This window comes from Vibrio sp. Vf1514 (assembly GCF_052076135.1).
GTDB classification, from domain to species: domain Bacteria; phylum Pseudomonadota; class Gammaproteobacteria; order Enterobacterales; family Vibrionaceae; genus Vibrio; species Vibrio furnissii.
Genome location: NZ_CP197267.1, coordinates 320553 through 344767, shown reverse-complemented (window position 1 = coordinate 344767; position 24215 = coordinate 320553). Strand labels below are relative to the sequence as shown.

The 24215-nt window shown below is 51.3% G+C and carries 21 protein-coding genes; 3 read left to right on the top strand and 18 right to left on the bottom strand.

All coding sequences use genetic code 11. The features are described 5' to 3' along the window. Positions 1-130 precede the first annotated feature (130 nt). From ACS18Q_RS01615 to ACS18Q_RS01530, 18 genes are all read right to left on the bottom strand, one after another. A complete protein-coding gene (locus tag ACS18Q_RS01615; RefSeq protein WP_441257301.1) occupies positions 131-3706 on the bottom strand; it encodes a DUF6701 domain-containing protein in 3576 nt (1191 codons plus the stop codon). Positions 3707-3709: 3 nt separating this feature from the next. Continuing rightward, on the bottom strand, positions 3710-4138 hold the full coding sequence (locus tag ACS18Q_RS01610) for an MSHA biogenesis protein MshP (protein WP_441257300.1): 429 nt from the start codon (positions 4136-4138) through the stop codon (positions 3710-3712). After that, positions 4128-4832 carry a PilW family protein gene (locus tag ACS18Q_RS01605; RefSeq protein WP_441257299.1) on the bottom strand — a complete coding sequence of 235 codons (705 nt, stop codon included), beginning with the start codon at positions 4830-4832 and terminating at the stop codon, positions 4128-4130. Before ACS18Q_RS01605 ends, ACS18Q_RS01610 begins: the two co-directional genes overlap by 11 nt. Then, positions 4832-5404: a type IV pilus modification PilV family protein gene (locus ACS18Q_RS01600; protein WP_441257298.1), complete on the bottom strand. Its 573-nt coding sequence runs from the start codon at positions 5402-5404 to the stop codon at positions 4832-4834. The genes ACS18Q_RS01605 and ACS18Q_RS01600 overlap by 1 nt, the downstream gene beginning before the upstream one ends. Then, on the bottom strand, positions 5401-5907 hold the full coding sequence (locus ACS18Q_RS01595; protein ID WP_441257297.1) for a pilus assembly FimT family protein: 507 nt from the start codon (positions 5905-5907) through the stop codon (positions 5401-5403). Before ACS18Q_RS01595 ends, ACS18Q_RS01600 begins: the two co-directional genes overlap by 4 nt. A 126-nt stretch (positions 5908-6033) precedes the next feature. Further along, positions 6034-6513 carry a prepilin-type N-terminal cleavage/methylation domain-containing protein gene (locus ACS18Q_RS01590; protein WP_238819703.1) on the bottom strand — a complete coding sequence of 160 codons (480 nt, stop codon included), beginning with the start codon at positions 6511-6513 and terminating at the stop codon, positions 6034-6036. Positions 6514-6547: 34 nt separating this feature from the next. Further along, positions 6548-7123: a prepilin-type N-terminal cleavage/methylation domain-containing protein gene (locus tag ACS18Q_RS01585; protein ID WP_004724061.1), complete on the bottom strand. Its 576-nt coding sequence runs from the start codon at positions 7121-7123 to the stop codon at positions 6548-6550. Between the two features lie 84 nt (positions 7124-7207). Beyond that, positions 7208-7612 (bottom strand): MSHA biogenesis protein MshF, encoded by a 405-nt coding sequence (locus tag ACS18Q_RS01580; RefSeq protein WP_441257296.1) that lies wholly within the window; start codon positions 7610-7612, stop codon positions 7208-7210. Between the two features lie 44 nt (positions 7613-7656). After that, positions 7657-8880 (bottom strand): type II secretion system F family protein, encoded by a 1224-nt coding sequence (locus ACS18Q_RS01575; protein ID WP_004724065.1) that lies wholly within the window; start codon positions 8878-8880, stop codon positions 7657-7659. Positions 8881-8888: 8 nt separating this feature from the next. Further along, on the bottom strand, positions 8889-10613 hold the full coding sequence (locus ACS18Q_RS01570) for a GspE/PulE family protein (protein ID WP_004724067.1): 1725 nt from the start codon (positions 10611-10613) through the stop codon (positions 8889-8891). After that, positions 10603-11694, bottom strand: coding sequence for a tetratricopeptide repeat protein (locus ACS18Q_RS01565; protein WP_441257295.1), 1092 nt, complete (start codon positions 11692-11694; stop codon positions 10603-10605). Before ACS18Q_RS01565 ends, ACS18Q_RS01570 begins: the two co-directional genes overlap by 11 nt. After that, entirely contained in the window at positions 11694-12536 is an 843-nt protein-coding gene (locus ACS18Q_RS01560) for an ExeA family protein (RefSeq protein WP_441257294.1), read from the bottom strand. The genes ACS18Q_RS01565 and ACS18Q_RS01560 overlap by 1 nt, the downstream gene beginning before the upstream one ends. A gap of 5 nt (positions 12537-12541) precedes the next feature. Continuing rightward, positions 12542-14185 carry a pilus (MSHA type) biogenesis protein MshL gene (mshL, locus tag ACS18Q_RS01555; protein WP_004724073.1) on the bottom strand — a complete coding sequence of 548 codons (1644 nt, stop codon included), beginning with the start codon at positions 14183-14185 and terminating at the stop codon, positions 12542-12544. 15 nt (positions 14186-14200) lie between these two features. After that, the gene (locus tag ACS18Q_RS01550) at positions 14201-14512 is read right to left on the bottom strand and encodes a hypothetical protein (RefSeq protein ID WP_004724074.1); all 312 of its coding nucleotides are present in this window, start codon (positions 14510-14512) and stop codon (positions 14201-14203) included. Continuing rightward, complete coding sequence (gene gspM, locus ACS18Q_RS01545; RefSeq protein ID WP_441257293.1) at positions 14505-15155, bottom strand: type II secretion system protein GspM; 651 nt, start codon at positions 15153-15155, stop codon at positions 14505-14507. Before gspM ends, ACS18Q_RS01550 begins: the two co-directional genes overlap by 8 nt. Next, positions 15155-16600, bottom strand: a complete 1446-nt coding sequence (locus ACS18Q_RS01540; RefSeq protein ID WP_441257292.1) for an MSHA biogenesis protein MshI — start codon at positions 16598-16600, stop codon at positions 15155-15157. Before ACS18Q_RS01540 ends, gspM begins: the two co-directional genes overlap by 1 nt. A gap of 7 nt (positions 16601-16607) precedes the next feature. Further along, positions 16608-18602, bottom strand: a complete 1995-nt coding sequence (gene csrD, locus ACS18Q_RS01535; RefSeq protein ID WP_049781822.1) for an RNase E specificity factor CsrD — start codon at positions 18600-18602, stop codon at positions 16608-16610. A 135-nt stretch (positions 18603-18737) separates the two neighbouring features. Continuing rightward, on the bottom strand, positions 18738-19271 hold the full coding sequence (locus tag ACS18Q_RS01530; protein WP_014205867.1) for a single-stranded DNA-binding protein: 534 nt from the start codon (positions 19269-19271) through the stop codon (positions 18738-18740). A 282-nt stretch (positions 19272-19553) separates the two neighbouring features. Between ACS18Q_RS01530 and ACS18Q_RS01525 the strand changes: the two genes are divergently transcribed. The 3 genes from ACS18Q_RS01525 (at position 19554) to uvrA (ending at position 24162) form a co-directional block, all read left to right on the top strand. After that, the gene (locus tag ACS18Q_RS01525; RefSeq protein WP_014205868.1) at positions 19554-20204 is read left to right on the top strand and encodes a LuxR C-terminal-related transcriptional regulator; all 651 of its coding nucleotides are present in this window, start codon (positions 19554-19556) and stop codon (positions 20202-20204) included. 128 nt (positions 20205-20332) lie between these two features. Then, on the top strand, positions 20333-21202 hold the full coding sequence (gene galU / locus ACS18Q_RS01520; RefSeq protein ID WP_172561867.1) for a UTP--glucose-1-phosphate uridylyltransferase GalU: 870 nt from the start codon (positions 20333-20335) through the stop codon (positions 21200-21202). A 137-nt stretch (positions 21203-21339) separates the two neighbouring features. Continuing rightward, on the top strand, positions 21340-24162 hold the full coding sequence (gene uvrA / locus ACS18Q_RS01515) for an excinuclease ABC subunit UvrA (RefSeq protein ID WP_441257291.1): 2823 nt from the start codon (positions 21340-21342) through the stop codon (positions 24160-24162). The last annotated feature ends 53 nt before the right edge of the window (positions 24163-24215 follow it).

Genomic DNA, 24215 nt, shown 5'->3' with positions numbered 1-24215 from the left:
AGATATGAAGATGAAAATTGCTCTAAATGTACCAATGCCTTGCGATCACAGCAAGGCATTGACGTATAAACATGGACTGAAACACGCAATTTCTAACAGATTCCTAACCTGAGTTAGAAAAAACTGCGAATCATTGTCCGGTCAGGCGGGTTTCCCCACGGAAAATCACTTTGTCATTACCACGATGAATCCCAAAAGTGACCACAGCCGACGGATCCTCATCCCCTTTGTCGCGCCAGTTGTACTGCAACCAAGGTTGAGCGGTATATTGCGCCCCACAAGTCACTCCGGTTTCGCCCACTTGCGGTGAACGCGTGTCGTCACTGGCGTTGCTCGTGTCATCATCGAGACGCAACCAAAAGCGGATCTGTTGGCGATCATTCACTGACTCATCCGAACTCGCTGGCTTCGCAAACAGCGCTGAGCTTTGCCCGGAGGCCACTTTTGTCCAGTTGGACGATGTATCCGACCCCGACAAAGTAGCATTTGCGCTACTGCTGGCTTGTGACCAAACGGTTTGGCGACAAATGTAATCCTCCGGCGTGGCAAAGTGTGATCCCGAGTCATCGCTGTTGGTCACAAAGCGACTGCCCTGCCAATACTCCACGCGCAAAGGGATGTTAATCGTACTTACGGACGTACCGCCCACATCTTTCAGCGCCATACGGCCGTATCGAATGTCCGGCTGAGTGGCAAAGGCCTTTCCGGTGTCGAGCAGCGTCGATGACGCATTCAAATCTAAATCTGTCGACGCAAAATCGACCCCGTCGACTTTATCGGTCACACGCAAGCCAAATCCGCTTTGATAAGGACCATCGACACTGGTGGTATAATGCGACGCCGATTGCTGTTGTTTTAAGAACGTAAACGCATTATTGCTGCTGTTCAGGGAGAGCAACGCCCCCGACCAAGCACCAACGCCTGATCCATCCCAAAATTGCAGATCGTAATCTTGAATGCGATCGCCCAGCTCTTCTCCCTGGCTGTCAACTGCCAGCAATTTGATATCGGCAATCAAGGCTTCAGAAAAAGCACTGTAGTTGGTCGTGGCTTCATTTTGTAAATTCTGCGCTTCGACGATGAACTGGTAAGGAATGGTTTGATTCATGTACACAAAACCCGTGTGACCATCCGCATAGTCCCAATCATTGCTGATCAATGCGAGATGATCAGGCGAGAAACGGCCGATCTCGCGGTAGCCCTGATTCACCTTCATCTCCAAATAGGTACCGCTGATATCCGCGTTCACGCGCAGTACACCCACTTCGCTCCAGCTCAACCCCGAAAACGGCAAGTACTCACTATTGCCCCCCGTGGTGTTGAGTTGTTCAAGCGTGCCATTGAACGTGCCATCATTGCCATTAGCCGGTTGCGCCACCTGATGACTGAGCACAACTAGCGCCGCTAATTGACTCTGATCCGAAAAGAAGTTTTGCGTCACGGCTGAAGTGCAGTAGGCCGACGTTTCAATCGCGCTGCCACCCGCTTGCGGCGAGCTGTCGTCACCGGAACTGCTGACCCAACGCAGTGGGCGAATATTGAGCGCAAAGGTATTCCCGGCAGCGGTAAATTTTTCGCTCGCAGCATCGGTAATATTGCCATCCATCGCATTGTTATCGGGTGAACAGATCGCAAACGTCCATGGGCGGGAATAGACAGTAAAACTGCCTTTCAGCACGCCAGAACCTTCCACTGGGCAGTCGGTCAATCCAGAGCAATCAAAGCTGCTGTCGGTCATGGTGACGGTTTGAATACCAGAGTCTTCCATCGTCAGCTCACTGCTGGCAACCCCCTGAGTAAAGCTTGGCGCAAACGTCAGGCTTCCCACTCCCGAGGTGGGCGCCACCCAACCCGATTGGATCGTCGGGGTGCCCGCGTAGTTGATATCCACCACGCCACCGTTATCATTGCACGCCAACGCTTTCAGCTCGATTGTTTGCGGTTTATTGGCAATCACATATTGATCGTCCGCCGCAAGCTTGTAGGGCACAAAATGATACGTGCCGGACACCGAATCGCTGTCGCCTTGCGGGTTCAGAGTACCAGTAATCGTGACGGTTTGACTCGCGCTGGCACTTAAATCGAACCACAATTCCCCATTCGCATTGGCCGTGTAGCTCCCATTGCTGCCCGACCCTTTTCCTTGAACCAAGGCAAGGCGAGCAGAAGCAGGGCTTACTGAAATCGTTCCGGTAAAATCGCCGGTTGCTTGGTTATTGTTATCCACCACCTGAAACTCGAGCCGTTGATCTTCGCAAATGAGCGAGTAGGCTTCCGTGGGTTGGAGGGTGAGCGCGTAATCACTTTCCTCTGAGCCACCGTCCCAACAGTCGGGCGAGCCATCCAATGGGATGAGAGTTAAACCCGATTCAACGATTAACTTATTCGCCGTGATCGCACCTTCCACCGTTGAGGCATTCGGAAAAGCAATCTCTTTACCTAATAAAAAACCTTTAATCGTTTGGCCGCTGGGGCTATGAAAGATCATCGACGCTTGCGGGCCGTAAATCATCGGATACGTAAAGTCACTCGATTCTTCATAAGTGAAATAGAGGGTCGAGTTTCCCGGGTTAAATGCATTGACCACATTAATTCTGGCGGCGCGCTCAAAAGAAATATATCCAGATGCTCCGTCAAAAGTTACACGACCGATGGTCAGCACAGAATGCTCACTCATATTCAGTGTGACACCATTGCCAGTTGTTATATCTTCAATGGTTCTGTTGCCAAAAAACGAAACATTCGCTTTATCGCCATAAAACCCTAAAGTTAATTTCTTTAAATCTTGCTTGATGACAATGTCGTAAACGTTATTGGTGAACGAAGCAGTACAGACAACACCATCACATACTGAGGTGTAGTTATAGGGGGTGATGCTCAATTCTGTCGTCGCAGAAAAATCTACGCTCAAAGGATCCGGCGCTTGTGCTTTCCGCAGATTGATATTGCCGTCGTCGTTACCTGGGTAACACCCCATGTCACCATTACACAATGTGGAATTAGGTTTTTGGTAAGCCCAATACTTATCAGACACCTGATCGAATCCAACGCGCAGAGTATCCCACGATGAGCCATTTTCAGAATAACGGTAGATATTAATGGGATCACTCACGTACGCCTGAGACCATCCTTTAATCTCGGCATTATTTCTAACATCCAACACACTCTCAGGGAATGCGGAATAATCACTCGTTCCTTCAGTAATCCAGCTCTGGACCGGTTGAGGGAAATACTCACATTGATCAAACGGAATAGGATTTTCAGGCTCAACCTGACTTTCATCACAAATTAAATCTATATCATTATCATTGGATAATATGTTAATTTGCCCCTGATGAATTTTCTCATTTAGTTGCTCAACAAAAGACCACTCGCCATCACCAGATTCATAACGCCTCAAATAATATCTAGCTAAATCATTAACATTATCATTAATTATTTTAATTTGGTATTCAACACCTTGCTCTAAACCTTGTTCATTAAATAAATATGGTGTTTTATTATCCTGTTTTTCACTTCCCGTGTACCAAAGTGTTTCCGTTCTTTTCCCTCCATTATTCGTTACATAGACTTCTTGGTATTTATTATTATCTGCAACAATATTAAATTGAATTTCAAAATAGTTATTTCCTTTTAAATCGCATTGGTTTGCCGCAAAGGTTGGGTAACTCAAAAGAGACAATAAAAACAAAAAGATTCTTTGCATAATTTATTCCTTCACCAACACTTCTTGAACACGTTCGACTTGGTAGCGCCCAGAGCCGCACACCACGCGGCTTTCCACTTTAAACACGTCCTCATCATTTAACGTGCCGAGCGAATCGCAGGTGATCGACTCAGAACACCCCGCATATTGCGCAATCAAACGCGTTGCTGCATTTTGCACAATATTCCAATGAGTTTCACAGGTCGTACTCACAGCAGACGACGCCCCCACCGGATAGAGCTGCGTGAGAGCCAACTCATTTAAGGAATGCGCAGCAAACCACGCTTTGGTGCCCAGAAGGTCACGAGACAACGCATCTTGATTCGACCATTCCATCCGTCCCAACGCGGCAGCAAGAAAGCCCATCACCACGATGACAAAAATCACCACGATGTACAGATTACCCGCCTGTTTTTTGATTTTAGGGAACATTCAGCACCTGCACATCTTGTTCAAACTCACTCACCTCTCCGTTTTGCGCAAACGCCAGAGATAAATGCACCACCCCACCCCGTTGTAGCGTCGGCTCGTCATAAGTAAACGCCCCCGACGACACACTGTCCGCAACCTGGATCAAATTCCGCGTGATGGTGCTCGCGCCATAATTGAGGCAATACTCCACCCGATGTTGATAAATGTAAAAGCGCTGCGCCACCGATTGACTCGCCAATGGCGTGCTTAACGTGATGGTTTTGTCACTGCCACTCATGGCAATCGCCGCACTGGACGTCAATTCGTCCTGATTGCTGGGGTTGATGATCATCGTCAGCCCATCAAAATTCAGTGCGTCGGTACTGCCAGACAAGTTACCCACGATAAACGACAACTGCTTGTCATCGGCGGCATTTAGCGCATAGAAGCCGGAATAAACAATAGGGTAAAACGACACACATTGCTGCGTGCTGCTATCGACAGAAATCGCAATGCTGTTGGGTACCGCGTGGCGCAGTTCACGCGTCATTTTCTCCAACACAAATGTCGCCTGGGTTTGAATGCGCTGACGAGCCACGGTATCGGCGTAACCACGGCTGCCTAACTCGACAAACCCAGCGATGCCCAGTACCAAAATGGAGCCGACAATGATGGTGAGGATCATTTCAATCAGGGTAAAGCCACGGGTACGCATCAGTAATTCCCCCGATAGGCAACGAAGGAATAGCGGCCATAACGACCAGTATCCACCACCAGCTCAACTCGTTTCATGTCGGTGATCGAAGTCACCGGTTGAAAGTCGCTATTCACATAGGTGACGTCAACGAACACGATGAAATGGCGGTAATTCGGTGCGATGTTTTCGCCCAAAATATTGGTTAATGGCTGAGTACGGGTAACTGAACCACAATCAGCGGCACGGTCGCCGTACCAGCAGCCAATATAGTCATCGACATCGTTATAAAACGCAGGGGATGTTTCTCCCTTATAGGTCTCTGCACCTAATTTTTCAGGCGTTGTGCATGTAAGGGTTGATTCACCACACCGAATGGCGCCGCCATCAAAATCACTGTTGTCATCAAACCCACGCGCCAAAATCTGGCTCATCAAGCTTTGACCTAAATTCGCAGCCCGAGTCTGGTAATGGGGCGTTGCAGAACGTTCCACTTGGGGATACAAGAAGCTAATCAGCACCACCATCGCCAGCCCAAGGATCACCATGGCGATAATGCTTTCGACTAAGGTAAAGCCGGTAATTCGCTTCATAAGCAGGCGCCTCTTGCGACGTAACCTTGCGCGTTGATGCACACCGCAGCGGTGCTATCGGGCGCAGAAATGGTCACCGTCACTCCGGCGGCAGCGTTACCTTGGGGGTTGCCCAGTAAGTTAAACTGCACGCGCTGATTGCTCAGTGTCACGGAAGAAGAGAAGAATAGATTGTTGCCGCGCAGCACATCGCTGCGGCTGTCGTCATTCGCAGCGCTGCATGCCGACACGGAGCCGAGACAACTTGTCGTGATGGCGAGGGTGAAATAGTTGTCGGCATCGGCAACCGCCGACAATGCGGTGTCCGACAAATTCGATTGCATGCGGCTCACTTGAATCTGGCGAATGATCGAGATGGCCTGCTCTTGAGCGGCAAATGCGGAAAAACTGGACACACCGATAAAGCGGCTGGCGGCGTAAGCCGACAAAATGGCGACCAGCAAAATCACGACAATCAGCTCGACTAAGGTGAAACCGCCTGCTTTTCGTGTGTATGCTCGCATCGCTATCTCGGCTCGAAAGAAGGAAAAGGAGTGTAACCAACTCGCCCACCAAGCAACAGGCCATGGGCGAACTTCAGTCTAATCTGACAGAGCATAAAGGCCAGCAACGCTGGCCTTTATTTAATATTAACAACCAGAATCAGTGATGCTTGTCTTAGCTTCAGTACCAACGGCCGTTGATGTTGCTTGCTGGTATGTCACATAACAATTCGTGTTTGTAATATCAGTAGCAGTAGCTGCAGAAGTGATACTGCTTGATAGGAACGTAGCAACTAAACCTGCTGAGTTAGTATTGAACGCCCAATCTTCACTAAACCCTTTCACCGCAGTCACAATACCCGCACTAGTTGCTGTTGGATAACCATAAATAGTTTGAATTCCAGCAACATCAGTTGCGGTAGTACTGGTATCTACACCTTGAACCGCAGCTTTGCCGTAGACAATCCCCGCAGCGCCATCGATCGCACCTTTCAGACCCTGCAGTGAGGCTTTACGCGCATCATTTTGCAGGTTAAGGAAACGTGGGGCCGCAGTCACTGCGAGAATACCCAGAATTACGATAACCACTACCAATTCGATAAGGGTAAAACCGCCTTGTTTTTTCATTATGACTCTCTCTCTTAGCTCAACATATAATGAATTATTGCAATGTGACCGTGACACGGCCCGTCTTTACTTCATACACAAACTGGTGAGCGCTTTTCCCTTCCTGCTGCACATACGTGCACGTCCAGTTGCCCCCATCCGCCTGAGCAGAATACTTGATATTGGAATTACTGCTGGCATTGCTCACCGTATCAACCGCCGGTGGGTTTTGCAGCAGATTTTCCATTAAATCGATGCAGTTTTGATCACTCAAACTGCTCGGAAAACTTGCGTTGTCGCGATTGAGCGCAACCGGATACCCATCGCGAAAATCCGTATCCGCTCCGCTGCTATCCTGAGAACGCGTCAGCCAAAAATCAACGCCGTCATAATTCACGGTGTTGTAGCGCTCGGCGCCGACTACCACGGAAGGACGTGCTTTCGCTTCCCATTGCGCTCGCGCAGATAGTATACCAGTTGCATAACCACCTGCGACACCTTCAATACTGGCTTTTTTAGCTTCGTCGGTCACATCCAGAAAACGCGGTAATGCCGCCACCGCCAACAGGCCGACGACCACAATCACGATCACCAATTCCACGAGGGAAAAGCCCGACTGTTTTTTGTACATCTCACATCCTACCACATTCATGAACGCTGCCTATTATAAGCGGAACCTTGCGAACAAACATCTGCTGAACGTCAAATAATTGGATTACGTCGAAGGGATGACGGACGATGTAAACCTATTGTTTTGTAAAATAATTTTGATTGAACGATGTGCGTAAAAATCGAAATAACACATGTAACCATCGCTTAGATTTTCACCATGAATCATCGGCGCAATATTGAGAATTTTTTCATCAGGGTAAAGCCACTGCAACAAGCGGCCACAATCAATATTGTCATCTTGCCGAGGGAACACCCATCCTGTTGGCGAGAACGTCAATCGTTGTCCATCAAACGCCATTTCATCAGGGCTTCCCCGCAACAACCATTCTTGCTTGTAGACATTCGCGCGCTCAATGATACGTTGATTGGCCACCGCCATCGCGGTGGCATCCAGCTCCCGATTAATCGGCTGCCACGCCATCAGCAAGGCGGCAATCAGGCTCAACACCACCAATGCCCAGAGGATCAAACGCGAGCGTTCAGCCCCCATGTTCACTGCCCTTTGATCGCATCGAGCATGCCCCACATCGGCAGGAAAATCCCCAACGCCAACACCAGCACCATGCCTGCCACGATCACCAACAAAATCGGTTCAATACGCGCGGTCAGGGTTTTCAGATCGTAATCCACTTCGCGATCATAGAAATCCGACACTTCCAGCAGCAGTTCATCAATTCGGCCGGTCTCTTCGCCCACTGCGATCATCTGAATCACCAGCGGTGTAAAAATACCGGTGTTGATCGCTGTCGCAGAGATACTGCTGCCCGCTTCAATCGCCGCTTTCATCTCCAGCAAGCGCGCTTCCAAAAATTTATTGTCCAGCGCTTCCGCCGCTAACGCCAGTGATTGGTTCAGTGGCACACCCGCACGCAACATCAAAGAAAACGTGCGAGAAAAACGTGACAACTGAGCGCGATTCACCAAGTTGCCGACAATCGGCATCCGCAGACGAATTTTGTCCCACTTTTCTCGCCCTGACGAAGTATTGAGCCAGGCGCGAAAAGCAAAAAACAGCGCCACCATCGCGCCCAACATCACCATCCAGTAATTGACGAAGAAATTCGACATGCCAATCAGGATGCGCGTCGGCAGTGGCAGTTCTACGCCAAAGCGGTTAAACATGCTGGCAAATTGTGGGATCACCTTGACGTTCAAAATAAACATCGCAATCACAATAAAACTCACCACGAATGTCGGATAACGCATTGCGGTTTTGATCCGTTTGCGGGTTTCCAGCTCTTGTTCGTAGTAGTTTGCCAGTTGCAGTAACGCTTCATCCAAACGACCGGTATTTTCACCCACGTTGATCATCGACACGAACAGCGGGCTAAACACCCCGGCATGCATCTGCATCGATGCCGACAATCCTCGGCCATTCGTCAGTTCGCTACACACCTCTTCCAACGCGTGTTGCAGTTGCTTATTGGCGCAGTTTTGGGTTAACCCTTTCATCGAACGCAGCAATGGCACGCCCGCTTTGGTCAAGCTGTACAACTGACGACAAAAAATCACCAACACTTCCAAGGGCACCGCTGGCACCAGCAAGGCACGCCAATCAACACTAGCCTTGCCCTGCCCTTTGCCATGCGAAATCGAGGTGGGAATCACGCCTTTATGGAGCAAGTTTTCCGCCGCGATGTCTTCTGACGGCGCCTCAATGGAGCCGTTAGCTTTGCTGCCGTCTAAATTCCGTCCGGAGTAGTGATACGTTGGCATGCCTTGTCCTACAGATAAATGGCTTGTGCGACACCCGAAGCGTCACCTTCGCCCAGCGCCATCACTTCATCAAGGCTTACCACCCCTTGCAGCGCCAGTTCCATCGCGGATGCTAACAACGGCTTGTAGTCCTCAGATGCACGCGCCGCTTGCGCAAAACCAACCGCATCGTTGGCGCGCAGCGCGTCCATCATGTTCTGCTCCAATTCCAGCATTTCAAACACACCAATACGGCCGCGATAACCCGTCAGGTTACAGTTCTGACACCCACGACCTTTGGAAAAACTTGCCTGCACCTGATTCGGGAAACGCACCGACAACCATTGCTGACGCGCATCATCCAGCGTGTCTTCGGTTTTGCAATCTGGGCACACTTTGCGCACCAAACGCTGCGCCACCACCGCGCGAACCGCACTGGCAACCAGATACCCCGGCGCGCCCATGTCGATTAAACGCAATGCACTGTCGACCGCATCGTTAGTGTGCAAGGTCGAGAGCACTAAGTGCCCCGTCAATGCCGCTCGCAGACCAATTTCCACCGTTTCCTGATCGCGCATCTCGCCGACCAAAATGATGTCTGGGTCTTGGCGCAAAAAGGTGCGCAGCAGCGTCGAGAAATCAAGGCCGATTTTTGAGTTCACTTGCACTTGGTTCACTCGCTCGATGCGGTATTCCACCGGATCTTCTGCGGTAATGATCTTTTTCCCCGGCGTGTTAAGCTCAGACAACGCGCCATACAGCGATGTGGTTTTCCCCGAGCCGGTTGGCCCGGTGACGAGGATCATGCCATGCGGGCGCTTCAACTGGCGGCGAAAACGTACCAACAGATCCGTGGGCATGCCCGCCTCTTCCAACTTACGCACGCCCGACGTTTGGTTGAGCAAACGCATCACCACCGATTCACCGTGCTGCACTGGCATGGTCGACATTCGAATGTCCACCGATTGGCCTTTAGCACGAATGTTAAAACGCCCATCCTGAGGCAGACGTTTTTCGGAAATATCCAAATTCGCCATCAATTTCAGACGCAGCACCAATGCGGGCGCGATGTTGACTTCGTTCAACAAAGTTTCGTGCAACACCCCATCAATCCGCTGACGCAAACGCAGCATGTTGGCATCGGGCTCGATATGAATGTCGGATGCGCCCACCTGAATCGCGTCTTCAAACAACGAGTTGATCAACTTAACAACGGTGACTTCTTCGCTATCGGCATCGCCGATGGAGAAGTCAAACGCATCATTGACCTGATGCTCGGCATGCAGTTGCTCGGCAAACGTCGCGATGTCTTTCGTGCGGCGATAATAGCGGTCAAATCCTTCCACCAGCTGTTTTTCTGGTGCAATGACAAATTCAAAGTTGTTGTTCGGCAGTTGGTTGAGCAATGATTCTTGGGCAAATAAATCCGCCGGATCACTCATCGCCACACGCAGTGTGTCGCCATGGCGGCCAATCACCAACGCTCGCAGTCGACGGGCATGAACTTCCGGCAGCAACGGCACCGCGTCGATATCGACATGAGCGCGGCTCAAATCAATCAGCGGCAACGACAATTGCTGAGACAAGAAACTCAGCATTTGCTGCTCGGTCAAAAAGCCAAGTTCGATCAGCGTGCTGCCCAGTTTACTGCCGCTTTGGCGTTGAGCCACCAGCGCTTGGTCCACCTGCTGCTCAGTCACAATGCCTTCTTCAACCAGCAAGTCACCCAGGCGTTTACGAAGCTTAATTTGCACTTTGGGTCTCCTCTAGGCTGGCTAGCACCGCCAGACGGTCGCGAATAAAGGTTTGCGATTGCGTGGACAATCCCACCTTCAACAACGCTTGTTGATACGATTGCTTGGCCTGTGGCAGTTCAAACGCGCGTTCCTGCTGAATTGCCAGCCCCAACCACCAACGCCCGTTGTTGGCGTCTTGTTGCGTCAGTTGTTGATAGCTTTCCAGCGCAAGGTCGTTGTGTTGGCTCTTTTGTGCCAGCGCCGCGCGCAGTGACAAATAGTCCACCGATGCCGAATTCGGCAAATAGGCCAGTGGCGATAATGCGGCTTCGATTTGTTTCTCTTTCATCAACAACTTCGCGAGCGCGATACGCAATGTTTCACCATCATGGTTTAGCTCAATGCCGACCTGCAGTAGATCAAACGCGCGGCGAACATCGCCTTTGCCGTAATAGAGCGCCGCCAGTTTTTGGCGCACGCGTTCATTTTCTGGGGTGTAACGCAGCGCCTCGCTGTAAGCGCTCACTGCGGATTGAAAATCGTTGCTGTCTAACGCTTTGCTCGCGCGCACCACCGCCTTTTCCGCCAACTGTTGTGGCGTCAGTTCCACTTGCTCAATCGAAATTTGTGCAGGCTCCGCTGAGGTGAGCGCCGCATGTTCTGCAGGCTGCGCACTCGCCGTACTGGCAAGAAGCAGCGGTTCCGACGGATGCTCAGCCGCGGTTTGCGACGCAGCAGCGACATTCACGGATGACGATTCCTGCGGCGCTACCCGTTGATCTGGCACATCATGTTGACGTTGCTGATCCTTGTTCCGTTGCTGATAAATAGCGACCGGAGAAACGTCTGTTTTTTGCGTGGGTGATGCGATACTGGTTTGCACAGGAACAGGCACGCTCACGGAGGTGGTGATGTCGTTGACCGGGGCTTGTTGCGACACCGCCCAACCGCCCACCGCCAAACTCAACCCAAAGCCGCCCACGGCCCACAACCACGCCGGGCGCTGACGCACCGGTGGGACATTCGCGGCTTGGATTTGATCCAACGTCGCATGGTGTTGTGTTGCGAGCTGCGATAACGCTTTGTTGATCTCACTCATCAGTGACTCCATCCCCACAGCATCGGGGTTTTAAATTTCGGTTTGCACGTATCAAACGTATCGTGCACCGCAGTAAACAATTGTTGATTCTGAACTCGGTGTTGCTGCGCGTAATACGCCAGCAGCAGCGACTTGTGACACACTTGGTTCAGCAACCGCGGTACCCCGCGACAAGCGCGCCACAGGGCCTTTTTCTGATGAAGACTAAACAAACTCGGTTGCGCGCCCGATTTTTCAAGGCGGTTGTCGATGTAAGCGACTGTTTCATTCAGCGTTAAAGGGCGCAGGTGCGCGCTAAACGTGATGCGCTGACGAAACTGGCGCAAATGATGTTGTTCAAGTCGCGCATCGAGCTCAGGCTGACCAATCAGGACGATTTGTAGCAACTTGGCTTGTTCAGTTTCCAAGTTGCCAAACAAGCGCAGCACTTCCAACGCATCATCGGACAAGGCTTGTGCTTCATCAACCATGGCAATCACCCGTTTGCCCGCAAAATGCAACCGCATCAGCTCCGTCTGAATGCCCTCAACCCAATCGCCTTCATCCGCGATATCGAGCTTCAACTCGGTCGCGACCGCTCGACGCAATTCTGCACCGTTGAGCGCCGGATTGGGCAAATAGAGCAACACAATGTCCTGTGCTAAATGCGTCAGCAACATGCGACACACCATGGTTTTGCCCGTCCCGACTTCACCGGTAATTTTGATCACACCTTCGCCCATGGACAGCGCCGCCCCCACCGTTTGAATCGCTTCAAAATGCGGCGCAAGCCCAAGGAACAGGCGCGTGTCCGGCGTGAGGTGAAACGGCATCTGAGTCAGGCCAAAGTGTTCCAAGTACATCCGCGTTACTCCGCGTCCGGGAACCACTCTTGTAGGAGATCACGCGAACGTTCAAGCTCTTTCTGCCACGTATTCACGCCAACCACTGTTGGTTTCAGCAAGATCACCAATTCCGTTTTTTCGGTCAATTCCGTGGTGCTGCGGAACAGATGCCCCAACGCAGGAATATCCCCCAGGAAAGGCACTTTCGAGACTTTATTGCTGGTGTTGGTCTTCATCAGCCCCCCGATCACCACCACGTCGCCATTTTGAGCACGGATCACTGAATCCGATTCCCGAATCGAACTGCGTGCCAACGGCAGCGTAAATGTGCTGTCGTTATAGGTAATCTCTTTGTCTTGTTGAGTCACTTCGATCACGCTGGGGTGAACATGCAACAGCACGTTGCCTTTGTCATCGATCTGGGGCGTGACGTCCAAGGAGATCCCTGAGAAGAAGGGCGTCAGCTCAACATCTGGCGCAGCTTGAGTGTTGTCACCCGAGCCAACCACGCTGGATAAATCGGTCACGTAGTACTCGTCGCTGCCGACTTTGATCACCGCTTTCTGGTTGTTCGCGGCCGTCACCCGTGGGCTCGACAGCACGTTCAAATCCCCTTGCGTCGCCATAAAGCTCAGCACCGAAGAGAAACTGCCGTCTGAAACGGTAATGTTGGTCTGGCCGGACAGCAGCGTGCCGATCGCATCCAACCCCGGCAGGGTCGACGCCGAAGAACCAATGCGGTCAATCACCACTTTGCCATTGCCAAACGACATATTTGACCAGTTAATGCCTTGTTGATAGCCATCGGTCAGCGTCACTTCCAGAATTTTGGCTTCCAGAATCACCTGACGCTGCATGCGTTGCTGAGACACGTTCAGGAACTGACGCACTTCACGCACTTCGTCAGGATAGGCACGCAAGGTCAATACCCCGGCTTGCGGCGTCACGACCACACTCTGCCCGCGGCCGCTGCCAATCAGCCGTGACACGGCTTTTTCCAATTGTGGCCAGAAATCACTTTCACTGAGCGTTTCAATTTCAGTCCCGCCACGCGCTGACGTACTGTTGCTGTTGCTGGAACTGCTGTTGTTGCTACTTGAACTGGACGATGTCGAACTCGAAGAACTTGAGTTGTTCGAATTGGTATCCGTGTTGGTGATCGTGCCGGTGGTGATCGCCGTTAATGAGCGGCCACTGCGCTTGAATTGCAGGTAATCCACCGGAATGGTCACCGTGCGTAGGCCCGCCGGATAGACTTGAATCACTTTGCCGACTTTCTCAATCTCATATCCGTACAAATCGCGCACCACATTTAGCGCTTCATCCAACGTGACATCGGTCAGGTTAACGGTAATGCGGCCTTCGACCGCAGGATGCAGCGCCACACTATATTCGCTGTTCTGCACCAAGCTGGCAAAGAAGGCTTTCGCTGCCACATTATTGGCCTGAATACGAAAACGCTTTAAGTGCGTTGCAGCGGCTGAATCGCTTGGGGTCAGATCAGGCATTAGATCCGCTTCCACCGACGCAGGCAACTGTTCCAGTTGACGACTGTTGGCCTCGTTGATCGACTGATTCAACGACTGCTTCACTTCCACGGGATCTCTGTGTCCCATGGAGCAACCCACCAGGGCGGTGATCATGACACCGATAGCCACTTTACGCATATGCAAATTCATACCTTAATTCTTGATATTCAGGGAGAAAAGCTCAAGCTCCCAACGTTGACCACCGCGAACCAGCGTGACCGTGGATGGCGTCACTTTCGCGACCTGATAACCACGAATGCTGTCACCCGCCGCCACCAGCTGATCATTAACGATCGCAGAACACTGCTGCTGGCAAATGATGCTTTGCAGTTCTGGCAACGGATACTGACGCGCCTTCTTTTGTACCTGACTCGGCGCGTAGCCGAGCGGAGCCGTCGGGTCTTCTGCGGCCTGTAGCGTCATAGAACACAGTAACGCGCCCAGCAATACACCTGCTTTAACCACCGATAAATTCCTCCCGAGAGCCAAGGGTGTACACCTGCAAAATCAAACGGGCTTGTGGGTAGGTTTCCACTTGATATTTAAAGCTGCGCCAAAAATACTTCACTGGCAAACTTTCCAGAGCCAACAAGTAGTCGCGAATCGCAAAATAATTGCCCGTCAGTTCAATGCGAACGGGATGAATATAATATTTCACCGCATACGAATTGGTTTTAGCCGGAATGATCGATTCCGCGGGTAACGATTGCAGACTAATCAGCTTCAATTTGCTGCTGCTATCCAGCACGCTTTGCAGCAGTTGCGCCATCTGCGTTGGCGATACCAGGGTTTCGGTGATCTGCGCCAGATCCATCGATAGGGACTGACTTTGCTCCAGCAAGGTTGCTAATTCTTGATCAACACTGGCATCGGGATCCTTACTCAACGCCACTTGCAGCTGCTCGATGCTGAGCTGCATACTTTGATTGGACGAGGTCAGCCCCTGCAATTGCATGGCCTGCTGACCATGTTTCGCCATCAGCGGGTCCACCAGCAGGGTTTGCAGCAGCAACACCACAGCAATCAAGCCACACAAACCAATCAACCATTTTTCTCGCGGTGAGCGTTTGTCAAATGCGTCAGACCACGCATTCCACTGCTGTTTCATTATTTCGCTCCCTGTTTGGTTTTGAGCTCAAACGTCACAACATCTTCGTCGTTGCGACCAATCACCAATTGATCGAAGCTGCGTCCAACCAGATGCAATTCACTTTGGAAGGCTGCGATCCAACTCGGCACCACTTGGGCATCGCGCGCCAAGCCTTGAATATCAAAGCGCTGTTGATCCATTTCAATCTGACTGAGAGAAATATCGCGGCGCGCCAATTTTGCCAACGCATCCATCACACCGGAGTAACCCACTTGCTGTGCATGGTCAAAATCATGAATCGCATTTAAAGAGGCCTGTTTGGCTTCAATTTCTTTTTTCAGCCGCGCCACCGCCGCCACTTTGCTGGCAGACGGCTGATGCCGATCCAAGTCTTGCTTCAACGTTTTAAATTGTTGGTTCAATTGCGACGCTTGTTGTTGGGCCACGCGAAGCTGTTCTGCTTGCTGCGCGGTGGTCCAGCCATACCATCCTGCCGTCATCAGCATCAACACCAACACCGCGCCCCACGCTGCGACCATCGTCGTTAACGTGAAGTACTCTTTTTTCGGTTTCAGTGCATCCTGATAAAAGTTAAGCGTATCTGTCGGCGTGAGCGACGTATGCTGCGCCAGCACTCGGCCCGATTCCGACGAACATTCATCTTCACATAACGGCGCCACTTTGACGTTCAAACGCTCATTCAGCGCTTGTACTAACTCGGCGTGGTCTTCGTCATCGCAACACACACGCAGTTGATGAAGGGCCACCCCTTTCATTTGCGACGAGAGATAGTCGATGGAGCGCTGCAGCTCAAGCGCTAAGCCATCCAACTGCAACGCACTGCTTGCCACGCCCGTGATCGGTGCCACGATGCCGCGTAATGTACGCTGAAAGTTGCACCGTTTATCGACAAAGGCATCGAGTTTGAAATAGCCGCCTTTGCTGCGTTGCAGCAACAGAAAATGGGACAAGTCTGGTAAACAGTGCGCCCAAACTTCTTGCTCTGGCAGCATCCGGCCAAGTTGGCACCCGAGCCCTTCCAGCGCAGCCGCCACTTCCAACACCTGCTTCTTGGCCATCACATACGCTTGAATTTTGCTGCTGCCCGTCAGCGGATGCGCATCAGCCACCACTTCGGTGACTTTTTCATTGATCAGATCTTTGAGTAGGAACGGCAATGCGGCCGGCCACTCTTCTTGCGGAATCGCCGGCTTTTCGATTTGATAACTGTGGTACAACTGAGAATGCAACACCACATCGACCGTCACGCCTTTGGCTGCACTCTGTTTGAGCGCCTGCGCTAAGGCTTGAGGCCATGATAGATTGGCAAGCGGAACACTGTCGGGTAACACCAGATCCGTCGACGAGGAAAAATAGATGGCATCTGGCTGAACCACGGCAAAAATAGAGCGGTCAGGAAGAGTCTTGGGGAGCAGTTTCTTTATCAGAGCATCAATGTTCATTGGTCACTTACTTGGTTCGCCAGCGATTGCGTTTACCCGGTTTCACGTGTGTGTCAGCCTGATCGAGTGGTGCAGGTAACAGCGCTTGTTCCGCTTCAAACAAACGTCCCTGCCCTCCATCAACCCCCAGCGATAGCAAGGTTTGCCATTCGGTCTCATTTTCTACGCCGACGGCAATGACTTTTGTTTGCGTACCACCACAGACGCCAATCATACTGCGTACAAACAGCTGATTTTCATGGCGCTGATCGATATTCTTTATCAAACTGCGGTGTAATTTCAAATACTTAATGTTGAGATCTTTAATGTAATGCGTTGCGACGATCGTCCGACCCGCTTGGCCGACCACTAAATCGCAGCCAAGCCCCGCAATCATTTTCAGTACCGGGCGCATGTAGTCGAGGTGCTGCACTAAGTGACCTTCAGAGAATTCAAACGACAAGCGCGAACGCAAACTGTGTGGCAGTTGCATCAATTCATTGCGGAACCAACGTAAATAACGCTTATCGGCAAATGGCGTGACATTCATGTTCAGGGAATAGTGCCCCGTGAAATCGGTCATTTTCAGCAGTTGTAACACACGGACAAATACCGCGCGATCCAACACCATTTCATAACCGACCGTTTCCAGGGCGGCGCTGAAGCGGGATGCTTTCAGGATGCCTTGCTCAGGATCGTAGATTCGAACAAACAGCTCGTCGTGAATCAATGTTAATCCATTCAATTCTTCCGATAAATAGCACGACTGTCGGAATAATCTGATTTTCTCAGGCGTAAGACACTGATTGAATAAGGAACGCCAGCGTACACTGCCGCGCTCATCCTCCACTTTGGCGACTTTTTTAAACTTACTCCACGCATTACAGCCTTGAAGGCCGGCACTCTTCAGCGCGGTTTCCGCTTCATCAATAATACGGCCTCGGCGCTCCCCTTCCTGATACATGCTGACGCCGATGTGGAACCAATTATCCGCATCGAGCGGATAAGGCGGCGACAAACGCTCAATCAGTTTCAGACATTGCGTGGCAACGTGCGCGACATCTTTAGAGCTTTGATGCGGCATAAAGATGGCGAACACGGATTCGTAGTAACGCGACAAAATGACGTCTGGATAACGCGCAATCACGTTGGAAATGCATTCGCCCACTTCCACCACAAATTCATCGATGGTGCGTTTTTCTTGCTCTTCCCGCGCGGCATCTAATTCATCCAAACGAATCATGATCACGCCACCACGCGCGCCGCTTTCAAGCAGTGCCGATTCTAACTTGCTGTCAAACAGCACTCGGTTGGCAGCACCGGTGAGCTGATCCAAAAAGGTTTGGCTGCGAATGAAGGTATCAAAGCGGCTGCGCTCTTGGCGCGCATCTTGTAACTCCTCAATCAGCACGTCCAATGCTTCACTGGCGGTGTAAGGCCATTCGCGCTCATCCCCTTTGGCGAACTGCTCGACACGCCCGGCTAAGATCATGCGCCCGCGCTCTTCCAGCAATTCAGACCCCATTAACTGCTCACGCAACCACTTAATGCTGCGAACCAGACAGAACACGATCAACGCGACCGCCAAAGAAATCGACCACATCGCGCCCATCGAATACCCATATCCGAGGTACGGTGGCACCGCTTTGAAATGAATTGAATAGCCTTGGTTACGCGCCAAAGGTAGGTCGACGGCATAGAGCCGATCGGGATCCGCTTTTGAGGAGGTGTCTTTGAAACGGTAGATGGTACCCGCTTGAGAAGAGAGCTGCATTTCGACGATGTTTGACGCTTGCAACATTTTCGGCATCCAACGCTGCATAGAATAGGCAGCGTCCGGATCTTCCAGCTCTTTATCCACCACTTCCACGATCCCTTGCAAGTAGTGATTGAGGTATTCCTGCCCCATTCGCTGAAAGGAAAGTGCGCCGCCAATGAACAAGATGAACATGGCACTGGTGACGATCAGGGTGACAAACGCGACCAAACGCGTACTCAATTTAAGAGTCGGTGTATACCGCATGAAACTGAATTCCCTTCCTATTCATCGGTTGAGGACACAAGACCGAGCTGGGTTTCAAACACTTAATGGAACAGATGGATACTTAACTATATAAAAAAGCCGCGAATTTCGCGGCTTTTTTCAGAAACAGAACGCTTAGAATGGGATATCGTCATCAAAATCCATTGGCGGTTCATTGTACTGAGGCTGAGATTGCTGAGGTGCTTGCTGCTGCATCGGTTTATGCTGCTGCATCGCGGGTTGCTGAGGTTGACCCCAACCGCCTTGTTGTTGCTGTTGGTTCATGCCGCCACCCTGTGCTGGCATGCCGCCTTGTTGACGGCCACCCAACATCTGCATTGTGCCGTTGTAACCTTGCACAACCACTTCGGTTGAGTAACGGTCTTGACCACTTTGGTCCTGCCACTTACGTGTTTGCAGTTGACCTTCGATGTAGACCTGAGAACCTTTGCGTAGATATTCACCCGCGACTTCCGCCAGTTTTCCGTACAGAGCAACACGGTGCCACTCTGTTTTCTCGCGCTGTTCGCCAGTTGCTTTATCACGCCATGTTTCTGACGTGGCTACAGTGATGTTTGCGACTGCACCACCACTTGGCATGTAGCGAACTTCCGGATCACTACCAAGGTTGCCAACCAAAATTACTTTATTCACGCCACGGCTTGCCATGTTCTGCTCCGTATTCAAATCTGGTGTTTTTTAGATAAGTCCGCAAGGATAACACGCTTTCATTCGCGTACCAATCATCCGCCGGATTGTTATCGGTCCCGAGTTAAAAATCCACGCCAACGTCGCTCTTTTTTCGGCATCCATCGAAAAATTCAGTTTTGATAGGACGCTCATTTACGCCACAGATTGAATTCTCACGCAAACACTCAGTAAAAATTCGCCTGCACGCACAAAGTTCGGCAAGGTAACCGATTCATACTTTGCACCCTCAAGGAAGAGCTCATGCAACGCGCCAATTACGCCCGAACGATTTACTATTTGTGTCTGGATGCCACCCTCCCTCCGCCACCCCCATTGGGTGACGCACTCACACGACTCGCCCTGCCTGTGCCACAGATTGAACCCGAACAACTGTTGCAAGCGTATCAAGCCGACAAACATAAAATCCTACTGTTTAATTATGGTGAACATGACGCGATTCGCCAGCGTTTAGGCCCCTTGCCCATCACCAGCCCCCACTTGGAAACCATTTTATTTGGTGTAGAAAAACGCCTGCGCACGGAAGAACTTCTCACCTTTGGCAACCTGAAAGGCTTGTTTTATCAAGATGACGCGCCCTCATCGATCGCGCAGGGATTGGCGGAAATCATCAACGGTCAGAATTGGCTGCCACGCCATGTCAGCAGTCAGTTGTTGCATTACTATCGCCACATTTTCCAGCATCATCACACGCAAGCAACCATCGAGCTCACCACACGTGAATTACAAATCCTACGCAGCTTGCAGACGGGCGCCTCAAACATGCAGATGGCGGAGAGCCTGTTCATCAGTGAATTTACCGTCAAGTCGCACCTCTATCAGATCTTTAAAAAGCTCTCGGTCAAGAACCGAACCCAAGCCATCACATGGGCCAACCAAAACCTGCTCTCATAATTGGGTCATCAGCACATTTTCTCGCCCCAGACCTGAGAATGTGCTGAAGTTCACATCGAGAACATGATAAAGTGCCCGCAATCTTTGCTTCCCCATACGCAAATCTAATAAAAAATAGGGCTTTAATTATGATTAAGAAATGCCTATTCCCGGCAGCTGGCTATGGCACACGTTTCTTACCTGCAACCAAATCCATGCCAAAAGAGATGATGCCTGTCGTCAACAAACCCCTGATTGAATACGGCGTCGAAGAGGCAATTCAAGCGGGCATGACGGGTATGTGCATCGTGACCGGCCGTGGTAAACACTCGATCATGGATCACTTCGACATGAACTACGAACTGGAACACCAGATTCGTGGGACCAACAAAGAAGAACTATTAGTCGATATTCGCCACATTATCGAAACCGCGCAATTTACTTACATTCGCCAACGCGAAATGAAAGGATTAGGCCATGCGATCCTCACCGGACGTGAACTGGTGGGTGATGAACCTTTCGCTGTGGTTCTGGCAGACGATCTGTGCGTCAACGAAGATCAAGGTGTCCTTGAGCAAATGGTCGCGCTCTACAAGCAATTCCGCTGCTCAATCGTGGCCGTACAAGAAGTCCCTGAGAACGAGACCCACAAATACGGCGTGATTGCTGGCGAAATGATCAAAGACGATCTGTTCCGTGTCGATGACATGGTCGAAAAACCGGAGGCAGGCACGGCGCCAAGCAATCTGGCGATCATTGGTCGTTACATCCTGACCCCCGATATTTTCGAACTGATCGAAAACACCGAACCGGGCAAAGGTGGCGAAATTCAGATCACCGACGCGCTGCTGAAACAGGCGAAAGCTGGGTGTGTTCTGGCGTACAAATTCAAAGGCAAACGCTTTGATTGTGGTAGCGTTGAAGGCTACATCGAAGCAACCAACTACTGCTTTGAACACCTGTACAAAAAAGACCAGCAAACTGTTGAATTGGCAAAACATTCAACCAAAAAAGCGTAATCCTTTTTGAGCAGAACGCATGAAAGCCATCGGAAACGATGGCTTTCTTTTTAACTGTTTTTTTATCCAGTACTTCTTTGCACAAATCTCACTCTATGTAATACTTGTTCGACTTGGTATGACATAGAGCAAATCTGATGGATAAAATCGAAGTACGTGGCGCTCGTACCCATAACCTCAAGAACATCAACCTCACCATTCCACGCGACAAACTGATTGTCATCACCGGCCTCTCCGGCTCAGGCAAATCGTCACTCGCGTTTGATACTTTGTACGCCGAAGGGCAACGTCGCTACGTCGAATCCCTATCAGCTTATGCACGTCAATTTCTGTCATTGATGGAAAAACCGGATGTCGACCACATTGAAGGCCTCTCTCCGGCGATTTCGATTGAGCAAAAATCGACATCCCACAACCCGCGTTCAACCGTCGGAACCATCACCGAAGTCTACGATTACCTGCGTCTGTTGTACGCTCGCGTCGGCGAACCTCGTTGTCCGGAGCACAAAGTCCCGCTGACCGCGCAAACCATCAGCCAAATGGTGGATAAGGTGCTGGAAATGCCCGAAGGCGCCAAGCTGATGCTGCTGGCTCCGATTGTGAAAGAGCGCAAAGGCGAACACGTTAAAACGTTGGAAAACCTCGCCGCTCAGGGCTTTATTCGCGCTCGGATCGATGGGGAAACCTGCGACTTGTCCGATCCACCGACCTTAGAACTGCACAAAAAACACACCATTGAAGTGGTGGTCGACCGCTTTAAAGTGCGCAGCGATCTACAACAACGTCTGGCGGAATCGTTTGAAACCGCGCTGGAGCTGTCTGGCGGGATTGTGGTCGTCGCACCGATGGAAGGCGAAGGCGAAGAGCAGGTCTTCTCTGCCAATTTTGCGTGTCCGCATTGTGGTTACAGCATGCGCGAGCTCGAACCTCGCCTGTTCTCATTCAACAACCCTGCGGGCGCCTGCCAAACGTGTGACGGCTTGGGGGTGCAACAATACTTCGATCCGGCTCGCGTGATTCAAGATGCCAACCTCAGCCTTGCGCAAGGTGCCATTCGCGGTTGGGATCAGAAAAACTACTACTACTTCCAAATGCTGACTTCGTTGGCGGATCATTATGGGTTTGATCTACACACCCCATTTAACAAACTGCCCAAGAAAACTCAGGAGATCATTCTGCACGGCTCGGGCCGCACGGAAGTAGAATTTAAATACATCAACGACCGTGGCGACATTCGTGTCAAACGTCATCCGTTTGAAGGCATTCTCAATACCTTGGAACGTCGCTACCGTGACACGGAATCCAGCTCGGTACGCGAAGAGTTGGTGAAATACATTTCCAACAAACCGTGTGCGAGCTGTGCAGGCACACGCCTGCGCCTTGAAGCGCGCAACGTGTTTGTCAACGACACCACCCTGCCGCAAATTGTCGAGCTGAGCATTGCCGATGCGCTGACATTCTTTCAGTCGCTGAAACTAGAAGGTCAGCGCGCGCAAATCGCCGAGAAGGTGATGAAAGAGATCAACGACCGCCTGCAATTTCTGGTCAACGTCGGCCTCAACTACCTCAACCTGTCGCGCAGTGCCGAAACACTCTCTGGCGGTGAAGCGCAACGTATTCGCCTCGCGAGCCAAATCGGTGCCGGTCTTGTGGGGGTGATGTATGTGCTGGATGAGCCGTCGATTGGCCTCCACCAGCGTGACAACGAACGCCTATTGAAAACACTGAATCATTTGCGCGATCTGGGCAATACGGTGCTGGTCGTCGAGCACGATGAAGATGCCATTCGTTTGGCGGATCACGTGATTGATATCGGCCCGGGTGCCGGCGTGCATGGTGGCTCTGTGGTGGCCGAAGGCACCGTGGATGAGATCATCGCGAACAAAGACTCCTTAACCGGTCAGTACCTGAGCGGTGCCAAAGCGATTGCCATTCCGAAACAGCGCGTTCCCCGCGATGCCAAGAAAACCGTTGAGCTCATCGGCGCGACCGGCAACAACCTCAAAAACGTGAATCTGTCGATTCCGGTCGGCTTGTTCAGTTGTATCACGGGCGTCTCCGGTTCAGGTAAATCCACCCTGATCAACGACACCTTCTTCAACATTGCGCATGTGGCGCTCAACGGAGCAACAACCTCAACGCCAGCGCCGTACAAATCGATCAAGGGCTTGGAACATTTCGATAAAGTGATCGACATCGATCAAAGCCCGATCGGCCGTACACCGCGTTCTAACCCGGCCACATACACCGGCATCTTCACGCCGATCCGCGAGCTGTTTTCCGGCACGCAAGAATCGCGCTCTCGCGGCTACAAACCGGGGCGCTTTAGTTTCAACGTCCGTGGCGGTCGCTGTGAGGCGTGTCAGGGAGACGGGGTGATCAAAGTCGAAATGCATTTCCTGCCAGATGTGTATGTGCCGTGTGACGTGTGTAAAGGAAAGCGTTACAACCGCGAAACTTTGGAAGTGCGTTATAAAGGCAAAACCATCGATGAAGTGCTGGACATGACGGTGGAAGATGCGCGTGAATTTTTTGAACCGGTTCCGGTGATCGCGCGCAAACTGCAAACCCTGATCGATGTCGGTTTGTCTTACATTCGTCTTGGTCAAGCGGCGACCACGCTGTCTGGCGGGGAAGCGCAGCGAGTGAAGTTGGCGCGAGAACTATCTAAACGCGACACTGGTAAAACGCTGTACATTCTTGATGAACCCACAACTGGCCTGCACTTCCATGATATTCAGCAGCTGTTGGATGTGCTGCATCGCTTGCGTGATAACGGCAACACCGTGGTGGTGATCGAGCACAATTTGGACGTCATCAAAACGGCGGACTGGATTGTCGATTTGGGGCCAGAAGGCGGACAAGGGGGCGGTGAAATTATTGCGCAAGGCACGCCAGAAGATGTGGCGCAGGTCGAAGGATCACACACAGCGCGCTTCCTTAAGCCTATGTTGAAATAAAAAAAAGCGGTAAAGTGACGAAACCAGCGACCTCACGCTGGTTTCTTTTTTTC

Excerpts from the sequence above, each read along its gene's own strand:
- ACS18Q_RS01615 (WP_441257301.1), bottom strand. The coding sequence starts at position 3,706 with ATGCAAAGAATCTTTTTGTTTTTATTGTCTCTTTTGAGTTACCCAACC.
- ACS18Q_RS01610 (WP_441257300.1), bottom strand. The coding sequence starts at position 4,138 with ATGTTCCCTAAAATCAAAAAACAGGCGGGTAATCTGTACATCGTGGTG.
- ACS18Q_RS01605 (WP_441257299.1), bottom strand. The coding sequence starts at position 4,832 with ATGCGTACCCGTGGCTTTACCCTGATTGAAATGATCCTCACCATCATT.
- ACS18Q_RS01600 (WP_441257298.1), bottom strand. The coding sequence starts at position 5,404 with ATGAAGCGAATTACCGGCTTTACCTTAGTCGAAAGCATTATCGCCATG.
- ACS18Q_RS01595 (WP_441257297.1), bottom strand. The coding sequence starts at position 5,907 with ATGCGAGCATACACACGAAAAGCAGGCGGTTTCACCTTAGTCGAGCTG.
- ACS18Q_RS01590 (WP_238819703.1), bottom strand. The coding sequence starts at position 6,513 with ATGAAAAAACAAGGCGGTTTTACCCTTATCGAATTGGTAGTGGTTATC.
- ACS18Q_RS01585 (WP_004724061.1), bottom strand. The coding sequence starts at position 7,123 with ATGTACAAAAAACAGTCGGGCTTTTCCCTCGTGGAATTGGTGATCGTG.
- ACS18Q_RS01575 (WP_004724065.1), bottom strand. The coding sequence starts at position 8,880 with ATGCCAACGTATCACTACTCCGGACGGAATTTAGACGGCAGCAAAGCT.
- ACS18Q_RS01565 (WP_441257295.1), bottom strand. The coding sequence starts at position 11,694 with ATGAGTGAGATCAACAAAGCGTTATCGCAGCTCGCAACACAACACCAT.
- ACS18Q_RS01560 (WP_441257294.1), bottom strand. The coding sequence starts at position 12,536 with ATGTACTTGGAACACTTTGGCCTGACTCAGATGCCGTTTCACCTCACG.
- mshL (WP_004724073.1), bottom strand. The coding sequence starts at position 14,185 with ATGCGTAAAGTGGCTATCGGTGTCATGATCACCGCCCTGGTGGGTTGC.
- gspM (WP_441257293.1), bottom strand. The coding sequence starts at position 15,155 with ATGAAACAGCAGTGGAATGCGTGGTCTGACGCATTTGACAAACGCTCA.
- ACS18Q_RS01540 (WP_441257292.1), bottom strand. The coding sequence starts at position 16,600 with ATGAACATTGATGCTCTGATAAAGAAACTGCTCCCCAAGACTCTTCCT.
- csrD (WP_049781822.1), bottom strand. The coding sequence starts at position 18,602 with ATGCGGTATACACCGACTCTTAAATTGAGTACGCGTTTGGTCGCGTTT.
- ACS18Q_RS01530 (WP_014205867.1), bottom strand. The coding sequence starts at position 19,271 with ATGGCAAGCCGTGGCGTGAATAAAGTAATTTTGGTTGGCAACCTTGGT.
- ACS18Q_RS01525 (WP_014205868.1), top strand. The coding sequence starts at position 19,554 with ATGCAACGCGCCAATTACGCCCGAACGATTTACTATTTGTGTCTGGAT.
- galU (WP_172561867.1), top strand. The coding sequence starts at position 20,333 with ATGATTAAGAAATGCCTATTCCCGGCAGCTGGCTATGGCACACGTTTC.
- uvrA (WP_441257291.1), top strand. The coding sequence starts at position 21,340 with ATGGATAAAATCGAAGTACGTGGCGCTCGTACCCATAACCTCAAGAAC.